13 protein-coding genes are annotated in these 14,361 nt (G+C 71.2%); 10 read left to right on the top strand and 3 right to left on the bottom strand.

Features of this window, described 5'->3' with window-relative positions; all coding sequences use genetic code 11:
- Positions 1 to 36: 36 nt before the first annotated feature.
- From ACH4YL_RS29365 to ACH4YL_RS29355, 3 genes are all read left to right on the top strand, one after another.
- On the top strand, positions 37 to 660 hold the full coding sequence (locus ACH4YL_RS29365; protein ID WP_398510468.1) for a GntR family transcriptional regulator: 624 nt from the start codon (positions 37 to 39) through the stop codon (positions 658 to 660).
- Positions 661 to 945: 285 nt separating this feature from the next.
- A complete protein-coding gene (gene aceE / locus ACH4YL_RS29360; protein ID WP_398510467.1) occupies positions 946 to 3,615 on the top strand; it encodes a pyruvate dehydrogenase (acetyl-transferring), homodimeric type in 2,670 nt (889 codons plus the stop codon).
- Between the two features lie 89 nt (positions 3,616 to 3,704).
- A complete protein-coding gene (locus ACH4YL_RS29355; protein WP_398510466.1) occupies positions 3,705 to 4,670 on the top strand; it encodes a helix-turn-helix transcriptional regulator in 966 nt (321 codons plus the stop codon).
- Here the strand turns inward: ACH4YL_RS29355 and ACH4YL_RS29350 are convergent.
- Positions 4,661 to 5,587 carry an SDR family oxidoreductase gene (locus tag ACH4YL_RS29350; RefSeq protein WP_398510465.1) on the bottom strand — a complete coding sequence of 309 codons (927 nt, stop codon included), beginning with the start codon at positions 5,585 to 5,587 and terminating at the stop codon, positions 4,661 to 4,663. The genes ACH4YL_RS29355 and ACH4YL_RS29350 overlap by 10 nt on opposite strands.
- Positions 5,588 to 5,698: 111 nt before the next feature.
- Here ACH4YL_RS29350 and ACH4YL_RS29345 point away from each other — a divergent pair, with 111 nt between their 5' ends.
- Positions 5,699 to 6,220 carry a DUF4240 domain-containing protein gene (locus ACH4YL_RS29345; protein WP_398510647.1) on the top strand — a complete coding sequence of 174 codons (522 nt, stop codon included), beginning with the start codon at positions 5,699 to 5,701 and terminating at the stop codon, positions 6,218 to 6,220.
- Between the two features lie 34 nt (positions 6,221 to 6,254).
- Here the strand turns inward: ACH4YL_RS29345 and ACH4YL_RS29340 are convergent, their stop codons facing one another.
- On the bottom strand, positions 6,255 to 6,746 hold the full coding sequence (locus ACH4YL_RS29340) for a GNAT family N-acetyltransferase (RefSeq protein ID WP_398510464.1): 492 nt from the start codon (positions 6,744 to 6,746) through the stop codon (positions 6,255 to 6,257).
- Between the two features lie 73 nt (positions 6,747 to 6,819).
- Between ACH4YL_RS29340 and ACH4YL_RS29335 the strand changes: the two genes are divergently transcribed.
- Together ACH4YL_RS29335 and ACH4YL_RS29330 are read left to right on the top strand one after the other, a co-directional pair.
- Complete coding sequence (locus ACH4YL_RS29335; RefSeq protein WP_398510463.1) at positions 6,820 to 7,710, top strand: TIGR01777 family oxidoreductase; 891 nt, start codon at positions 6,820 to 6,822, stop codon at positions 7,708 to 7,710.
- Positions 7,711 to 7,889: 179 nt separating this feature from the next.
- Positions 7,890 to 9,215: an NAD(P)/FAD-dependent oxidoreductase gene (locus ACH4YL_RS29330; RefSeq protein WP_398510462.1), complete on the top strand. Its 1,326-nt coding sequence runs from the start codon at positions 7,890 to 7,892 to the stop codon at positions 9,213 to 9,215.
- A gap of 20 nt (positions 9,216 to 9,235) precedes the next feature.
- On the opposite strand, the gene ACH4YL_RS29325 is transcribed toward ACH4YL_RS29330, so the two are convergent.
- A complete protein-coding gene (locus ACH4YL_RS29325; RefSeq protein ID WP_398510461.1) occupies positions 9,236 to 10,681 on the bottom strand; it encodes a regulator in 1,446 nt (481 codons plus the stop codon).
- Between the two features lie 266 nt (positions 10,682 to 10,947).
- On the opposite strand from ACH4YL_RS29325, the gene lipB reads away from it, so the two are divergent.
- The 4 genes from lipB (at position 10,948) to ACH4YL_RS29305 (ending at position 14,164) form a co-directional block, all read left to right on the top strand.
- A complete protein-coding gene (gene lipB, locus ACH4YL_RS29320; protein ID WP_398510460.1) occupies positions 10,948 to 11,766 on the top strand; it encodes a lipoyl(octanoyl) transferase LipB in 819 nt (272 codons plus the stop codon).
- 119 nt (positions 11,767 to 11,885) lie between these two features.
- A complete protein-coding gene (lipA, locus tag ACH4YL_RS29315) occupies positions 11,886 to 12,839 on the top strand; it encodes a lipoyl synthase (RefSeq protein WP_398510459.1) in 954 nt (317 codons plus the stop codon).
- A 385-nt stretch (positions 12,840 to 13,224) separates the two neighbouring features.
- Complete coding sequence (locus tag ACH4YL_RS29310; RefSeq protein WP_398510458.1) at positions 13,225 to 13,434, top strand: hypothetical protein; 210 nt, start codon at positions 13,225 to 13,227, stop codon at positions 13,432 to 13,434.
- 19 nt (positions 13,435 to 13,453) lie between these two features.
- On the top strand, positions 13,454 to 14,164 hold the full coding sequence (locus ACH4YL_RS29305) for a DUF4191 domain-containing protein (protein WP_398510457.1): 711 nt from the start codon (positions 13,454 to 13,456) through the stop codon (positions 14,162 to 14,164).
- Positions 14,165 to 14,361: the final 197 nt, after the last annotated feature.

Genomic DNA, 14,361 nt, shown 5'->3' with positions numbered 1-14,361 from the left:
GGCAGCGTCCGTGCGCTGCCCTCTTCAGGAGCTTCCATGACCCCGCCCGTCGTCCACTCGCTGCGCGAACAGATCCGCGAGCACATCGTGGAGGGGATCGTCAGCGGCCGCTGGAAGCCGGGCGAGCGGATCGTGGAGCGGCGGATCGCGACGGAGCTCCAGGTCTCCCAGACGCCGGTGCGCGAGGCGCTGCGCGAGCTGGAGAGCCTGCGGCTGATCGAGTCCGCGCCCAACAAGGGCGTACGCGTGCGGAATCTGACCGCCGCCGATCTCGAGGAGAGCTATCCGGTACGGGCCGGCCTCGAGCAGATCGCGGCCGAGCTGGCGGCGTCCCGGCTGGCCGACGACTGCTCGGCGCTGGAGCCGCATGTGGCCGCGCTCTACGAGGCGGACCGCGCGGGCGATTCGGCGGCCCAGGTGCGTCACACGGTCGCCTTCCACCGCGAACTGGTCCGCGCGGCGAAGAACGCGGTGCTGCTGCACACGTGGGAGGGCCTGGGCATCGAGGTCTTCACAGCGCTGTCGATCCGCTGGCTGGGCACGGTCCAGAAGTCGTACGCGGAGGAGCACGAGGCGCTGGTCGATGCCTTCAAGCGCCGCGACCCCGAGATCGGCCCCTTGGTCAAGGCCCACGTCCTCGGCTGCGCGCCCCGCGCCTGAACCTGAGCCCGGAGCTCCCCGAGCCTGATCCCGAGCCACGGGAGCTGCCCGCGCCCGACCGGTCACGGGGAGCTCCTGAGGCCCATGAAAACCACGGCACCGGGTGCCCTATTTCGCGGCACGGAATGCCAATTTCGGCCTACGGACTAGTTTTATCCCGGATCGCTTTGATCGATCATCGATCAGAGGCTTACAGTCGACTCCGGGTTCACCAACCCGCAGCCCTGTCCTGCCAGACAAGGCCTCATTTCTCCACACCCCCTCCCAGTCCGGAAGGCGGCGATCATGACCGACCCCGTAGGCAAGCTTCCGAGCGAGCTCGACCAGCTCCCGGACCGTGACGCCGAGGAGACCGCCGAGTGGGCGGCCTCCCTGGATGCCGTTGCCGAGCACGCCGGCCCGCACCGCGCCGCGTACCTGATGCGCCGCACCCTGCAGCACGCCGAGTCCGCGGGCGTGCCCGTGCCCCGGCTGCTGGAGACGGACTACGTCAACACCATCCCCACCCCCGCCGAGCCCGCCTTCGACGGCGACGAGGCACTGGAAGCCCGGATCACCGCCTGGAACCGCTGGAACGCGGCCGCCATGGTCACCCGCGGCTCGAAACACGGCGTCGGCGGCCATATCGCCACCTTCGCCTCCGCAGCCTGGCTCTACGAGACCGGCTTCAACCACTTCTTCCGCGGCAAGGAGGGCGACGGCAGCGGCGACCAGCTCTACATCCAGGGCCACGCGTCGCCCGGCATCTACGCCCGCGCTTTCCTCGACGGCCGCCTCACCGAGGCGCACCTCGACAACTTCCGGCAGGAGGCCGCCGGCAACGGACTGCCGTCCTACCCGCACCCCCGCCGGCTGCCCTGGCTCTGGGAGTTCCCGACCGTCTCCATGGGCCTCGGCCCGCTCTCCGCGATCTACCAGGCGCGGTTCAACCGCTACCTTCAGGGCCGCGGGATCAAGGACACCTCGCACTCCCACGTCTGGGCCTTCCTGGGCGACGGCGAGATGGACGAGCCCGAGTCGACCGCCGCCCTCGCCCTCGCGGCCCGTGAGCGGCTCGACAACCTGACCTTCGTCATCAACTGCAATCTGCAGCGCCTCGACGGCCCGGTCCGCGCCAACTTCAAGATCGTGCAGGAGCTGGAGGCCCAGTTCCGCGGCGCCGGCTGGAATGTCGTCAAGTCGCTCTGGGGATCCGCCTGGGACGAGCTGTTCCAGCTCGATGTCACCGGCGCCCTGGTGCGGCGGCTGCGCGAGGTGCCGGACGCCCAGTTCCAGACGTACGCCACCCGCGATGTCGCGTACATCCGCGACCACTTCTTCGGCGCCGAGCCCGCGCTCGTCGAGCTGTCGAAGCTGCTGACCGACGCGAAGATCGCCGAGTGTTTCCACACCTCCCGCGGCGGCCACGAGTCCCGCAAGGTGTACGCGGCGTACCGCGCGGCCGTCGAGCACAAGGGCGCGCCGACCGTGATCCTGGCGCAGACGGTGAAGGGCTACACGCTCGGCAAGGGCTTCGAGTCCAAGAACGCCAACCACCAGATGAAGAAGCTGACCGTCGACGAGTTCAAGGGCATGCGCGATCTGCTCGGACTCCCGATCCCGGACAGCGCGTTCGCCGACGGCCAGGTGCCGTACGGCCACCCCGGCGCCGACTCGCCCGAGGTGCGCTACCTCCAGGAGCGCCGCGCCGCTCTCGGCGGCCCCGCCCCGGCCCGCCGGGTGCACGCCGTCGCACTGCCCGAGCCGGACGCACGCGGCTTCAAGGCGCTCGAAAAGGGCTCCGGCAAGCAGGAGATGGCCACCACCATGGCGTTCGTACGCCTGGTGAAGGACCTGATGCGGGACAAGGAGACCGGCAGGCGCTGGGTCCCGATCGTCCCGGACGAGGCCCGTACCTTCGGCATGGAGTCGCTGTTCCCGTCCGCGGGCATCTACTCGCCGCTGGGCCAGACGTACGAGCCGGTCGACCGCGACCAGTTGATGTACTACAAGGAGGCCACGGACGGCCAGATCCTCAACGAGGGGATCACCGAGGCCGGTGCCATGGCGGACTTCATCGCCGCGTCGACGTCGTACGCGACGCACGGCGAGCCGATGATCCCGTTCTACATCTTCTACTCGATGTTCGGCTGGCAGCGCACGGCCGACCAGATGTGGCAGCTCGCCGACCAGCTCGGCAAGGGCTTCATCGTGGGTGCCACCGCCGGTCGTACGACCCTGACCGGCGAGGGACTTCAGCACGCGGACGGCCACTCGCACCTGATCGCGTCCACGAACCCGGCGTCGCTCAACTACGACCCGGCGTTCGCGTACGAGATCGCGGTGATCGTCAAGGACGGTCTGCGCCGGATGTACGGTCCGGACGCGGAGAACGTCTTCTACTACCTGACGGTCTACAACGAGCCGAAGCCGCAGCCCGCGATGCCCGAGGGTGTCGAGGAAGGCATCGTGCGCGGGCTCTACCGCTTCAAGGAAGGCGTCGCGCCGGCTCAGGACGCACCGCGGCTGCAGCTGCTGGCGTCCGGCACCGCGATCCACTGGGCCCTTCAGGCGCAGGAACTGCTCGCCGGCGACTGGGGCGTTGCCGCCGACGTGTGGTCCGCGACGTCCTGGGGCGAGCTGCGCCGTGACGCGCTGGAGGCCGACGCGGCCCTCCTGCGCGGCGAGCAGCGCACCCCGTACGTGACGCAGGCGCTGGACGGCGCTCCGGGCCCGGTCCTGGCGGTCTCCGACTGGATGCGCCAGGTCCCGGACCAGATCAGCCAGTGGGTCGAGCAGGACTACTCCTCGCTCGGCACCGACGGCTTCGGCCTCTCGGACACCCGCGAGGCGGCCCGCCGCCACTTCGGCGTGGACCCGCAGTCGATCGTGGTCGCCGCGCTCGCCCAACTGGCCAAGCGCGGCGAGGTCCCGGCCTCGGCCGTGAAGGAGGCGCGCGAGCGCTACGGCCTCTGAGGTCTGCTGTACACACGAACCCCCGGCGGCCCGACGGCCGCCGGGGGTTCGGCGTGTCTGCTGCGGGCCGCCCACGTCATCATGGGTGCATGCGCGCTGCCCGGCTGATCAAGATGGTGCTGCTTCTCCAGGCCAGGCCCTCCATGACCGGGGCCGAGCTGGCCCGTGAACTGGAAGTGTCGGAGCGGACCATCACCCGGGACGCGCTCGCGCTGTCGGAGGCCGGAGTGCCGGTCTACGCGGACCGGGGGCGGGCCGGCGGCTACCGGCTGGTCGGGGGCTACCGGACCCGGCTGACCGGGCTCGGCCGCAGTGAGGCCGAGGCACTGTTCCTGTCCGGGCTGCCGGGCGCGCTGCGCGAGATGGGTCTTGAGGACGCGGCGTCCGCGGCGCGGCTGAAGGTGTCGGCGGCCCTGCTGCCCTCGCTCAGCGACGCCTCGCAGAGCGCGGCGCAGCGCTTCCATCTCGACGCCCCCGGCTGGTACCAGGAACCGCAGACGCCCGAGCTGCTGCCCGTGGTCGCGGAGGCGGTGTGGGAGGACCGGCGGATCCGGGCGGTGTACCGGCGTCAGGACGCCGAGGTGGAGCGGAAGCTGGAGCCGTACGGCCTCGTGCTGAAGGCGGGCGTCTGGTACCTGTGCGCCCGTGCGGACGGCACGTTCCGGGTGTACCGGATCGACCGGATCACGGCCGTGGAGCAGGACGGTGGACTCTTCGAGCGCGACGAGGAGTTCGACCTGCCCGGGTTCTGGGCGGAGCGCGCGGCACAGTTCGCGCGCTCCATCCTGCGTGCCGAGGTGGTGCTCAGGCTCACCGAGGACGGCGCGCGCCGGCTGCCGTACGTCACGGACCGGGTGGCGGCCCGGGAAGCGCTCGCGGCGGCCGGCCCGGCGGACGAGGAGGGGCGGGTGACACTCACGCTGCCCGTCGAGTCCCATCAGGTCGCGTTCTCGCAGCTGTTCGCGCTGGGGGCGCATGTGGAGGTGCTGGAGCCGGCCGCGCTGCGCGAGCAGTTCGCGGATTCGGCGGAACAGACCGCCCGGCTCTACCGGTAGTCCTCCATCGGCGGCCTGTGCCCCTCCTCGGCCTCCCCCTCCGCCTTCAGATAGCCCCACACGTCCGGGCGGCTGCCGTCCGCGTCCGTGAAGCCGTACTCCCTCGCCAGCTGCCCGCTGTCGAGCGACCGGCCGTTCCAGCGCGTCTGCCCGGGGTCCGTCGCGAGCGCCGCGACCGCGCGGCCGACGTAGACGGGCGACTCGGACAGCGCCCAGTGCGCTTGCTTGTCGATGCCGTCGCGCCAGTTCTCCTCGGTGAGGCCGAAGATGTCGAGCATCTCCTCGGAGCGGATGAAGCCCGGCGTGACAGCGACCGCCGTGCCGCCCACGCTCTTCAGTTCCTCGCCCAGGATGAAGGCCATCCGGATCGGCGCGTTCTTGGCGAGGTCGTAGTAGAAGTTCTCGCGGAACCCCTTGTTGGACTCGGCCGTGCCGTCGGTGACCTCGATGACCAGTCCGCCGGTCCTGCGCACCAGCAGAGGCAGTGCGACGCTGCTGGTGATGATGTGGCTCTTCACGCCGAGGTCGAGCATCCGCAGCCCGCGGTCCAGGTCGACGTCCCACATCTTGGTCTGGAAGTCGAGCAGCTGGTTTCCGCCCCAGAGATCATTGACCAGGATGTCGAGGCGGCCGTGGCCGGCGTCGATGCGTTCGACCAGGGCCCGCACCCGCTCCGGCTCCAGATGGTCGGTCGGCACGGCGATGCCTTCGCCGCCGGCGGCCGTGACCAGTTCCGCCGTCTCCTCGATGGTCTCCGCGGCCCGGCCCATCTCGCTGAGGTGCTCGCGCGTGGTGCGTCCGGTCGCATAAACCGTCGCTCCCGCGCGGCCGAGCTCCACGGCGATGGCGCGGCCCGCGCCTCGTGTGGCGCCCGCGACCAGTGCGACCTTCCCTTTGAGGGGTGTCTTCGTCGTCATACGCCGACCGTCGCACGGATACCAGACATCTTCTGTCTGCCATTCGAAAGAGTCAGCATTTCGGCGGCTCCGCGTGCGCCGCCCCCCGCCAACCACGATGCTGGACCCGTGATGGACGAGACGGAGTTCTGGGAGATCGTCGACAGCACCCGAGAAGCAGCCGAGGGCGACCCCGAGGACCATGCCGATCTGCTGGTCGAGCGCCTGCTGCAGCTCGACCCCGACTCCGTGCTGGACTTCGCCCGGCATTTCGAGGCCCGCTACAACCGCGCGTACACCTGGGACCTGTGGGGCGCGGCCGCCGTGCTGCTCGGCGGGGCCAGCGACGACGCCTTCGACTACTTCCGCTGCTGGCTGATCGGCCAGGGCCGGGAGGTCTTCGAGGGCGCGCTGCACGATCCGGACTCGCTCGCCGAGCTCCTCGACGAGTTCGACGAGGACATCGACGGCGACGGCGAGGAGCTCGGGTACGCGGCGGACGAGGCGTACGAGCAGCTCACGGGCGTGGTCGCGCCGGACCTCGGACTGCCTCCGCAGACGGCGGAGCCGGTCGGCACGCCGTTCGACTTCGACGACGACGCGGCGCTCGCGCGGCGCTTTCCGAAGCTGTGGGAGCGCTTCGGCGAGCCCTGACAACTCCCGCCCGCCGCCGGTCCGTTGCTCACACCTACAGGCTGCGGCCCATCAGCACGTCGTCGGCGTACCGGCCGTCCAGCCAGAACTCGCCCGGCAGCACGCCTTCGACCGCGAAGCCCTCCGACTCGTACAGCGCACGGGCCGGCTTGTTGTGGCCGAGCACCCGCAGCGTGATGCGCACCGCGCCCTGCCGCCGCGCCTCCCGGCAGGCGGCCCGCACGAGCGCCCGTCCGGTCCCCCGGCCGCGCGCCGACCCGGACACGGCGAGGCCCTGTATCTGGCGCACATGCTGGTGGCAGGCGAGCGGCGACGGCGGGACCAGCCGGATGTAGCCGACGATCGAGCCGTCGGCGTCCTCGGCGACCAGGATGTCGTCGGGCCGGTGGTTGGAGTCGAAGAACGGGTCGAACGGTGGCTCCTGCCTCGGCTGTACGGAGTGCAGCGGCGACCAGGTCTCCCGGTCGAGCCGGCCGAGGGCCGCGTCGTCGGTGCTCAGTGCGGGGCGTATGTGCGACTCGGACATGGGGGCCACTGTGCCATGACACTCGTTGGCCCCTTCCGCCCCTCGGACCCTCCCGCCGGGGCAGGATGAACCCATGCGGATCGCGGTCACCGGCTCCACCGGACTCATCGGTACGGCACTTGTGCGCTCGCTGCGCTCGGACGGGCACGAGGTGGTGCGCCTGGTGCGGCGTCCCGCGCGGGCCGGGGACGAGGTGGAGTGGGACCCGCACCGGCAGTACGTCGATGTCGCGGGCCTCGCGGGCTGCGAAGGCGTGGTCCATCTCGCGGCGGCCGGGGTCGGCGAACGGCGCTGGAACGACGCCTACCGCAAGGAGATCCGGGACAGCCGGGTGCTCGGCACGGCGGCGATCGCCGAGGCCGTCGCCGCGCTGGAAGTACCTCCTCGGGTGCTGGTGAGCGGCAGCGCGGTCGGCTACTACGGCGACACCGGTGACCGCACGGTGGACGAGAGCGCCCCGCCGGGGAGTGGTTTTCTGCCGAATCTGTGCGTGGAGTGGGAGGAGGCGGCGGCTCCGGCGCAGGAGGCGGGCGTCCGGACCGCCTTCGCCAGGACCGGTCTTGTGGTGGCCCGCAAGGGCGGCGCGTGGGGCCGGATGTTCCCCATTTTCAAGGCGGGCATCGGCGGCAGGCTCGGCAACGGCCGGCAGTACTGGAGCTTCATCTCGCTGCACGACGAGGTGGCGGCGCTGCGGCACATCCTCGACACCGAGTCGCTCTCCGGCCCGGTGAACTGCACGGCCCCGGACCCGGTCACCAACCGCGAGGTCACGGCGGCGATGGCCCGCGCACTGCACCGGCCCGCGGTCTTCGCGGTCCCCGAAGTCGCGCTGCGGATCGTGCTGGGCGAGCTGTCGAAGGACGTGCTGAGCAGCCAGCGGGCGGTGCCGAGGAAGCTGCTGGAGTCGGGCTTCTCGTTCGCCTTCCCGGGCGTCGACGAGGCGATCGGGGCAGCGCTCCGGTAGCCGGAGCCGGAGCCGCGTGCCTGGGCCCGGGGTTGTGCGCCCCCGCGCACCGGTGCTCCGCACCGTGCGCGCGACACCGTTCGGCCACCCCCGCCTACTCTCGTGCGAACTCGGGCATTCCGGGGGCCTGTTGGGGGCATGAGCCTCCCACCAGCCGCGCCGACCTCGGGGAGGGGCACGTGCTCAGCAGCACAGCTCATCATGCGGACGTCGTCATCGTCGGAGCCGGCGTCGCCGGACTCTCGGCGGCTCATCTACTCCACAGCGCGGGCCTCAGCGTCAGCGTGCTGGAGTCCGCCGCCGGGGTCGGCGGCCGGATGGCCACCGAGGAGATCGACGGCTTCCGGCTCGACCGCATCGGCCAGTTGCTCAACACCTCGTATCCCGAACTCCACCGCACGGCGGGGCTCGGGGACGTGGTCCTGCGGCCGTTCTCGCCCGGTGTGCTCGTGCACAGCGGCGGACGGCTGCAGCGGACCGGAGAGACCGTACGGCGGTCCGGCGAAGCAGGCGGATCGCCTCGGGGCGTAGGGGGCGCATTCACGGTCGCGCGCGCCCTCGCAAGCGCCCCCAGGCCGCTCGACGAGGCCCGCCTCGGCGCGTCCCTCGCGCGACTCGCGGGCACCTCCGTGGAGCGGCTGCTCGCCCGCCCGGAGCGGGCCACCGCGGGCTCACTGGTCGCCCGCGGCCTGCCGGCCCGTACGGTGCACGGCTTTGTGCGCCCGCTGCTGTCCGCGCTGCTCTGCGACCCGGCGCTGATCACCTCCAGCCGGGTCGCGGATCTGACGCTGCGCGGCTTCGCGCGCGGCCGGATGTGCGTGCCCGCGGGCGGCGCCGCGACCCTGCCCCGGCAACTGGCGGCCGCGCTGCCGCCGGGCACCGTACGCACCGGCGTACGGGTCAAGGAGGCCTCCATCAACCGCGTCATGACCGAGGAGTACGGCGAACTCTCCTGCCGCGCCCTGGTGCTGGCGACCGGCGCCCGCGAGGCCGCGGAACTGCTGCCGGGCCTGCGGGTGCCGCCGTTCCACCCGGTGACGGTGGTTCACCACACCGCGCCGAAGGCCCCGACCACGGGCCCGGCCCTGGTGCTCGACGCGGACCGTGACGGACCGGTCTCCCACACCGCGGTGATGAGCGAGGTCGACCCGTCGCGCGCGCCGGACGGCCGCGTGCTGATCTCCTCGACCGTGCTCGGCACACCGCCGCCCAGTCTCGACCGCAGCGTCCGGGCACAGCTGTCCCGGCTGTACGGGACGCCCACGGACGACTGGGAGCTGCTGGCGGTCCACCACGACCCGGAGGCGGTCCCGGCGATGCCGCCACCGCACGATCTGCGCCGTCCGGTGCGGCTGCTTGCGGGGCTGTACGTGTGCGGCGACCACCGGGACACGAGCACGGTCCAGGGGGCGCTGTTCTCGGGCCGCAGGGCGGCGGACGCGATCCTGCGCGACTTCGGCGTCCACCGGTCCCAGGAGTCACCGCCACTGTCGGCTGTGGCCTAGGGCCTTGTGGGCCCTGTCGTTCAGCCGAGCGCCGCCACGCGGTCGCGGTAGTTGCGGACCGCCGCCGCATCGCGGTACGGCTCCAGACGGCGCTCGAACTCCCGGACGTACTCCACCGCCCGCGCCGACCGCATCTCCGAGGCCTGGAGCGCCGCCTCCGCCCCCAGCGCGCACGCCTGGTCCAGCTCCCCCAGGCCGAGCCGGGCGGAGGCCAGCACCACCCGGCAGAACAGGCGGCTGCGCGCGAAGGCCGGTGCGCGCAGCTGGAGCGAGCGCTCCGCATGCTGCGCCGCCGAACGGTACTGCTGCAGATCCCGGTGGCAGTGCCCGAACTCGTCGGCCAGCTGCGCCTCGTCGAAGAAGCGCGCCCAGTGCGGCACATCGTCACCGGGCCGCGCCGTCTCCAGCGCCCGCTCCGCCCGAAGCAGTGCGCCGGTGCACGCCCGCACGTCGCCCAGCACGCCGTGCCCGCGCGCCTCGACGGAGTGCAGCAGCGCCTGCACCACCGGCGGCGCCGCCGGACCGACGCCCTGCTGGGCCACGCGCGTGAGCTGCACGGCCTCCCGCCCGTGGCTCAGATACACCGCCTGCCGGGCCATGGTGACGAGTACGTACGACCCGTACGCCCGGTCACCCGCGGCCTGTGCGAGCCGCAGCGCCTGAACGAAGTAGCGCTGCGCGAGGCCGTGGGCCGCGATGTCGTACGAGGTCCAGCCGGCCAGCCGGGTCAGATCGGCGACCGCGGCGAACAGTCTCCGCCCGGTCACCTCCCCGTAGGTGCCGCGCAGCATCGGCTCGGCCTCGTGCTCCAGATAGCGCACCAGCGCCTGGCGGGCGTGCCCGCCGCCGTAGGCGTGGTCGAGCGAGCGGAACAGCTCGCCGACCGAGCGCAGCGCAGCGATGTCGCCGCTGGAGACCCGCTGCCCGGGCCCCCGGTCGGTGCCGCGCTGCCGGGGCACGGCCGCGCCGCCCTGGACCGGGACCCTGATGCCGCCGTGCGGTGCCGCCTCCCCGCGGCTGACCCGTTCGTCGGCCCGCCCGATCAGCCAGTCCCGGCTGGGCACCACGAGACCGGCCGGCGTGAAGGCGATCTTGCGCAGCTCCGCATGGCTGCCGGAGTCCTTGCGCCACAGCCCGCCGACGATGTCGACGGCCTCCTCGGGCGTGGCCGCGAACTCCAGGCCCGCGTAGACCGGGGCACAGGCGTCCAGGCCCAGGTCCTGGGCCGACAGACGGCGGCCGAGCCGCCGGGTGAACACCTCGGCGATCAGCGCCGGGGTCGTACCGCGCGGCTGCTGACCGCGCAGCCAGCGAGTCACGGACGTCTTGTCGTAGCGCAGGTCCAGGCCGTGCTCGAGGCCGAGCTGATCCACTCGGCGGGCAAGGCCTGCATTGGAGAATCCGGCTTCTGCGATGAGCGCGGCGAGCTGGCGGTTGGGGATGCGCTGCGAGGGTCGTTCCGTCATCAGCTGTGCGGTCTCCTGCCTCCCGGGCCGGAAGCCAGCCCTCATGGAACGGCGTGAATTTAGCGGCCCCTACTGACCGGACCGCCACCTTCGCCCCACATTCATCCGATCGTGTGAGGGATCGTGTGAAGATTGTGAGGATTGAGGGCGGCGCTGACGGGATGCACCTGACAGTTCTGCCTTTCGTGGGCGGCCGTACAGTGGCTGGGATGCGTTGAGTGCAGGGTGAAGGTTCTGCATCGTGAAGGTTGTAGGGAGGCAGTGCCGTGAGTGAGCTTCGGTTCGTCCGTCTGGGGTTCGGCGAGGAAGCCGTCGAGTACCAGGAGGCGTGGCAGAAGCAGCGCGAGGTCCACTCCGCCCGGTTCGAGGACGCGATCGCGGACACCTGCCTGCTGCTGGAGCACCCGCCGGTCTACACCGCGGGACGGCGCACCCAGGACAGCGAGCGCCCGCTGGACGGCACTCCGGTCGTCGACGTGGACCGTGGCGGAAAGATCACCTGGCACGGCCCGGGCCAGCTGGTCGGCTATCCGATCCTGAAGCTGCCGCGCCCGGTGGACGTCGTCGCGCACGTCCGCAGGCTCGAGGACGCGCTGATCCGCGCCTGCGCGGAGTTCGGCGTGGAGACGAGCCGGGTCGAGGGCCGCAGCGGTGTCTGGGTGCTGGGTGACCCGGTCGAGGACCGCCCGGCGATCGGCGGTCTGTCGCTCGACTTCGACCCGAGGCTGCAGGACGAGGAGTTCGACCCGAGGCTCAACGGCCCCGAGTACGCCCCGTCCAACGCCGGCCAGCGCCGCGAGGACCGCAAGCTCGCCGCCATCGGCATCCGTATCGCCAAGGGCGTCTCGATGCACGGCTTCGCGCTCAATGTGAACCCGGACAACACCTGGTTCGACCGGATCGTGCCGTGCGGGATCCGGGACGCGGGCGTGACGTCGCTCTCGTACGAACTGGGCCGCGAGGTCACGATCGCGGAGGTGCTCCCGGTCGTCGAGAAGCACCTGCGGGACGTGCTGGAGAACGCGGAACTGCGGCCACGCGCCGTAGAGCCGGTGGTCGAGGCGGCAGTCGAGGCCGCCGTCTAGGGGATGCGCCCCGCTGGGGAATGCGCCCCTCTGGCCAGAGGTTGGCCAGACGTAAGGTCGCACAAATAACGGGCGTACCCTGGTGTTCGCCGAAGAATCGAAGTCGTAGGGAGCCGGACGTGTCCGCAGTCGCACCCGACGGACGCAAGATGCTGCGCCTTGAGGTCCGGAACAGCCAGACCCCCATCGAGCGCAAGCCCGAGTGGATCAAGACCCGGGCGAAGATGGGCCCCGAGTACACGCAGATGCAGAAACTCGTGAAGAGCGAGGGACTGCACACCGTGTGCCAGGAGGCGGGCTGTCCGAACATCTACGAATGCTGGGAGGACCGCGAGGCGACCTTCCTCATCGGCGGCGACCAGTGCACGCGGCGCTGTGACTTCTGCCAGATCGACACCGGCAAGCCGCAGGCCCTGGACCGCGACGAACCGCGCCGGGTCGGCGAGTCGGTCGTCACGATGGACCTGAACTACGCCACCATCACCGGCGTCGCGCGCGACGACCTGGAGGACGGCGGCGCCTGGCTGTACGCGGAGACCGTGCGCCAGATCCACGCGATGACGGCGGAGCGCGAGGGCGGCCACACCAAGGTCGAGCTGCTCATCCCCGACTTCAACGCGGTGCCCGAGCAGCTTGCCGAGGTCTTCTCCGCGCGTCCCGAGGTGCTGGCGCACAACGTCGAGACCGTGCCGCGGATCTTCAAGCGGATCCGGCCCGGCTTCCGTTACGAGCGCTCGCTCGAGGTCATCACGCGCGCCCGTGAGGCGGGCCTGGTCACCAAGTCGAACCTGATCCTGGGCATGGGCGAGGAGCGCGCGGAGGTCAGCGAGGCGCTGCGCCATCTGCACGACGCGGGCTGCGAGCTGATCACGATCACGCAGTACCTCCGTCCTTCCGTGCGCCACCACCCGGTCGAGCGCTGGGTGAAGCCGCACGAGTTCGTGGAGCTGAAGGAGGAGGCCGAGGAGATCGGCTTCTCCGGTGTGATGTCGGGTCCGCTGGTGCGTTCCTCGTACCGGGCGGGCCGGCTGTTCCAGCAGGCGATGGAGCGGCGGAGCCGAGCTGCAGCATAGGTTGGGGGTCCGCCCGAGGGACGAGGGCGGGCACCCGGCCGCAGCGGAAGCGAGGCGGAGCGCGACCAGCAGCACAGAGCGGCGGGGCGCGGCGGTCGCGCCCTGACGCAGACTGTGTGAATTCACGCACAAGCAACTACCGCCGAGTATCGGCACGTTGAACGCGGCTCGTACGCTCCCCGCAGGTCCGGGGCGGTGTACGGGCCGCGTCAGCGTTTCCGGGCTTTGCGTAAAGGTTTCATCGGTGTTTGACCGGTCGGTCACGCCCTGGTAACACCAATCAGTGAGCCTGGGTTTACCCACCGCACACGCCGCAAGCGCAAAGCCCCCCGCACCCGCACTGTCCTACGCCACGTCGGCTCTCGCCCCGAGGGAGACCATCACCATGCAGGCCGCGCCGCTACACCCCGTACGCGCAAACGCCATCCCGTCCGTCACCGACGCCCTGCGCGCCATGGAGTCTCTGCTCCTCGGCGGCGGGCAGCGCACCGCCCGACGCAACGCGTGGACGGCGGTCCTCGAAGACCGGCGCCGGGCCAAGGACCGCGTCGAGGCTCAGCACGTACTGGAGGCCGTGGCCGGTCGCACTTCCTAGGCCACGTAAACTTCCAGTTATGGCGAGGAAGGCAAACTCAGACAGCGCTGACACCGCTGCGAACACCGGGCGACTCAAGCAGATCGCCCTGACGTACAAGATGACCCGGAAGGCCGACCCGAAGGTCGGTCTTGTCGTCGCGGCTGTGGGAATCGTCACCTTCGGTGTCTTCCTGGCGATCGGTTTCTTGATCGACCACCCCATCTATCTCGGGATCCTGGGCTTCCTGCTCGCCTTCCTGGCGATGGCGATCATCTTCGGACGCCGTGCCGAGAAGGCCGCCTTCGGCCAGATGGAGGGGCAGCCGGGCGCTGCGGCCGCAGTGCTGCAGAACGTGGGCCGCGGCTGGACCACGACCCCGGCGGTCGCGATGAACCGCAGCCAGGACGTGGTGCACCGGGCGGTCGGCAAGGCGGGCATCGTGCTGGTGGCCGAGGGCAACCCGAACCGGCTCAAGCCGCTGCTGGCGGCGGAGAAGAAGCGGATGGCGCGGGTCGTGCTGGACGTGCCGGTGCACGACATCATCGTGGGTGACGGCGACGGCCAGGTGCCGCTGAAGAAGGTGCGCACGACGATGCTGAAGCTGCCGCGCGTGCTGTCGGGACCGCAGGTCACGGCGGCGAACGACCGGCTGCGGGCGCTGGGTGACCTGATGAGCAACATGCCGCTGCCGAAGGGTCCGATGCCGAAGGGCATGCGGATGCCGCGAGGCGGCGGGAAGATGCGCTGACGGTCTTGGGCTGAGTGTTTTCCGGCCGAGTGTTTTCGGCTGCGTGTTTTTGGCTGTGTGTTTTTGAACGAGAGGAGGGGGGGGGGCGGGCGGGCCGCCCGCCCCCCCCCCCCAGGCGGGGGGGGTTAAGAAAAGTCGCAAAAGGCTGGGGGGCGGGGGGGGGGGGGTCGAGCGCCCCCGCCGGGGGGCGCGTGTTT

Source organism: Streptomyces sp. NPDC020681 (assembly GCF_044334895.1).
In the GTDB taxonomy this organism is placed as follows: domain Bacteria; phylum Actinomycetota; class Actinomycetes; order Streptomycetales; family Streptomycetaceae; genus Streptomyces.
This window is presented reverse-complemented; position numbering and strand designations above follow the sequence as displayed.

Excerpts from the sequence above, each read along its gene's own strand:
- ACH4YL_RS29365 (WP_398510468.1), top strand. The coding sequence starts at position 37 with ATGACCCCGCCCGTCGTCCACTCGCTGCGCGAACAGATCCGCGAGCAC.
- aceE (WP_398510467.1), top strand. The coding sequence starts at position 946 with ATGACCGACCCCGTAGGCAAGCTTCCGAGCGAGCTCGACCAGCTCCCG.
- ACH4YL_RS29355 (WP_398510466.1), top strand. The coding sequence starts at position 3,705 with ATGCGCGCTGCCCGGCTGATCAAGATGGTGCTGCTTCTCCAGGCCAGG.
- ACH4YL_RS29350 (WP_398510465.1), bottom strand. The coding sequence starts at position 5,587 with ATGACGACGAAGACACCCCTCAAAGGGAAGGTCGCACTGGTCGCGGGC.
- ACH4YL_RS29345 (WP_398510647.1), top strand. The coding sequence starts at position 5,699 with ATGGACGAGACGGAGTTCTGGGAGATCGTCGACAGCACCCGAGAAGCA.
- ACH4YL_RS29340 (WP_398510464.1), bottom strand. The coding sequence starts at position 6,746 with ATGTCCGAGTCGCACATACGCCCCGCACTGAGCACCGACGACGCGGCC.
- ACH4YL_RS29335 (WP_398510463.1), top strand. The coding sequence starts at position 6,820 with ATGCGGATCGCGGTCACCGGCTCCACCGGACTCATCGGTACGGCACTT.
- ACH4YL_RS29325 (WP_398510461.1), bottom strand. The coding sequence starts at position 10,681 with ATGACGGAACGACCCTCGCAGCGCATCCCCAACCGCCAGCTCGCCGCG.
- ACH4YL_RS29310 (WP_398510458.1), top strand. The coding sequence starts at position 13,225 with ATGCAGGCCGCGCCGCTACACCCCGTACGCGCAAACGCCATCCCGTCC.
- ACH4YL_RS29305 (WP_398510457.1), top strand. The coding sequence starts at position 13,454 with ATGGCGAGGAAGGCAAACTCAGACAGCGCTGACACCGCTGCGAACACC.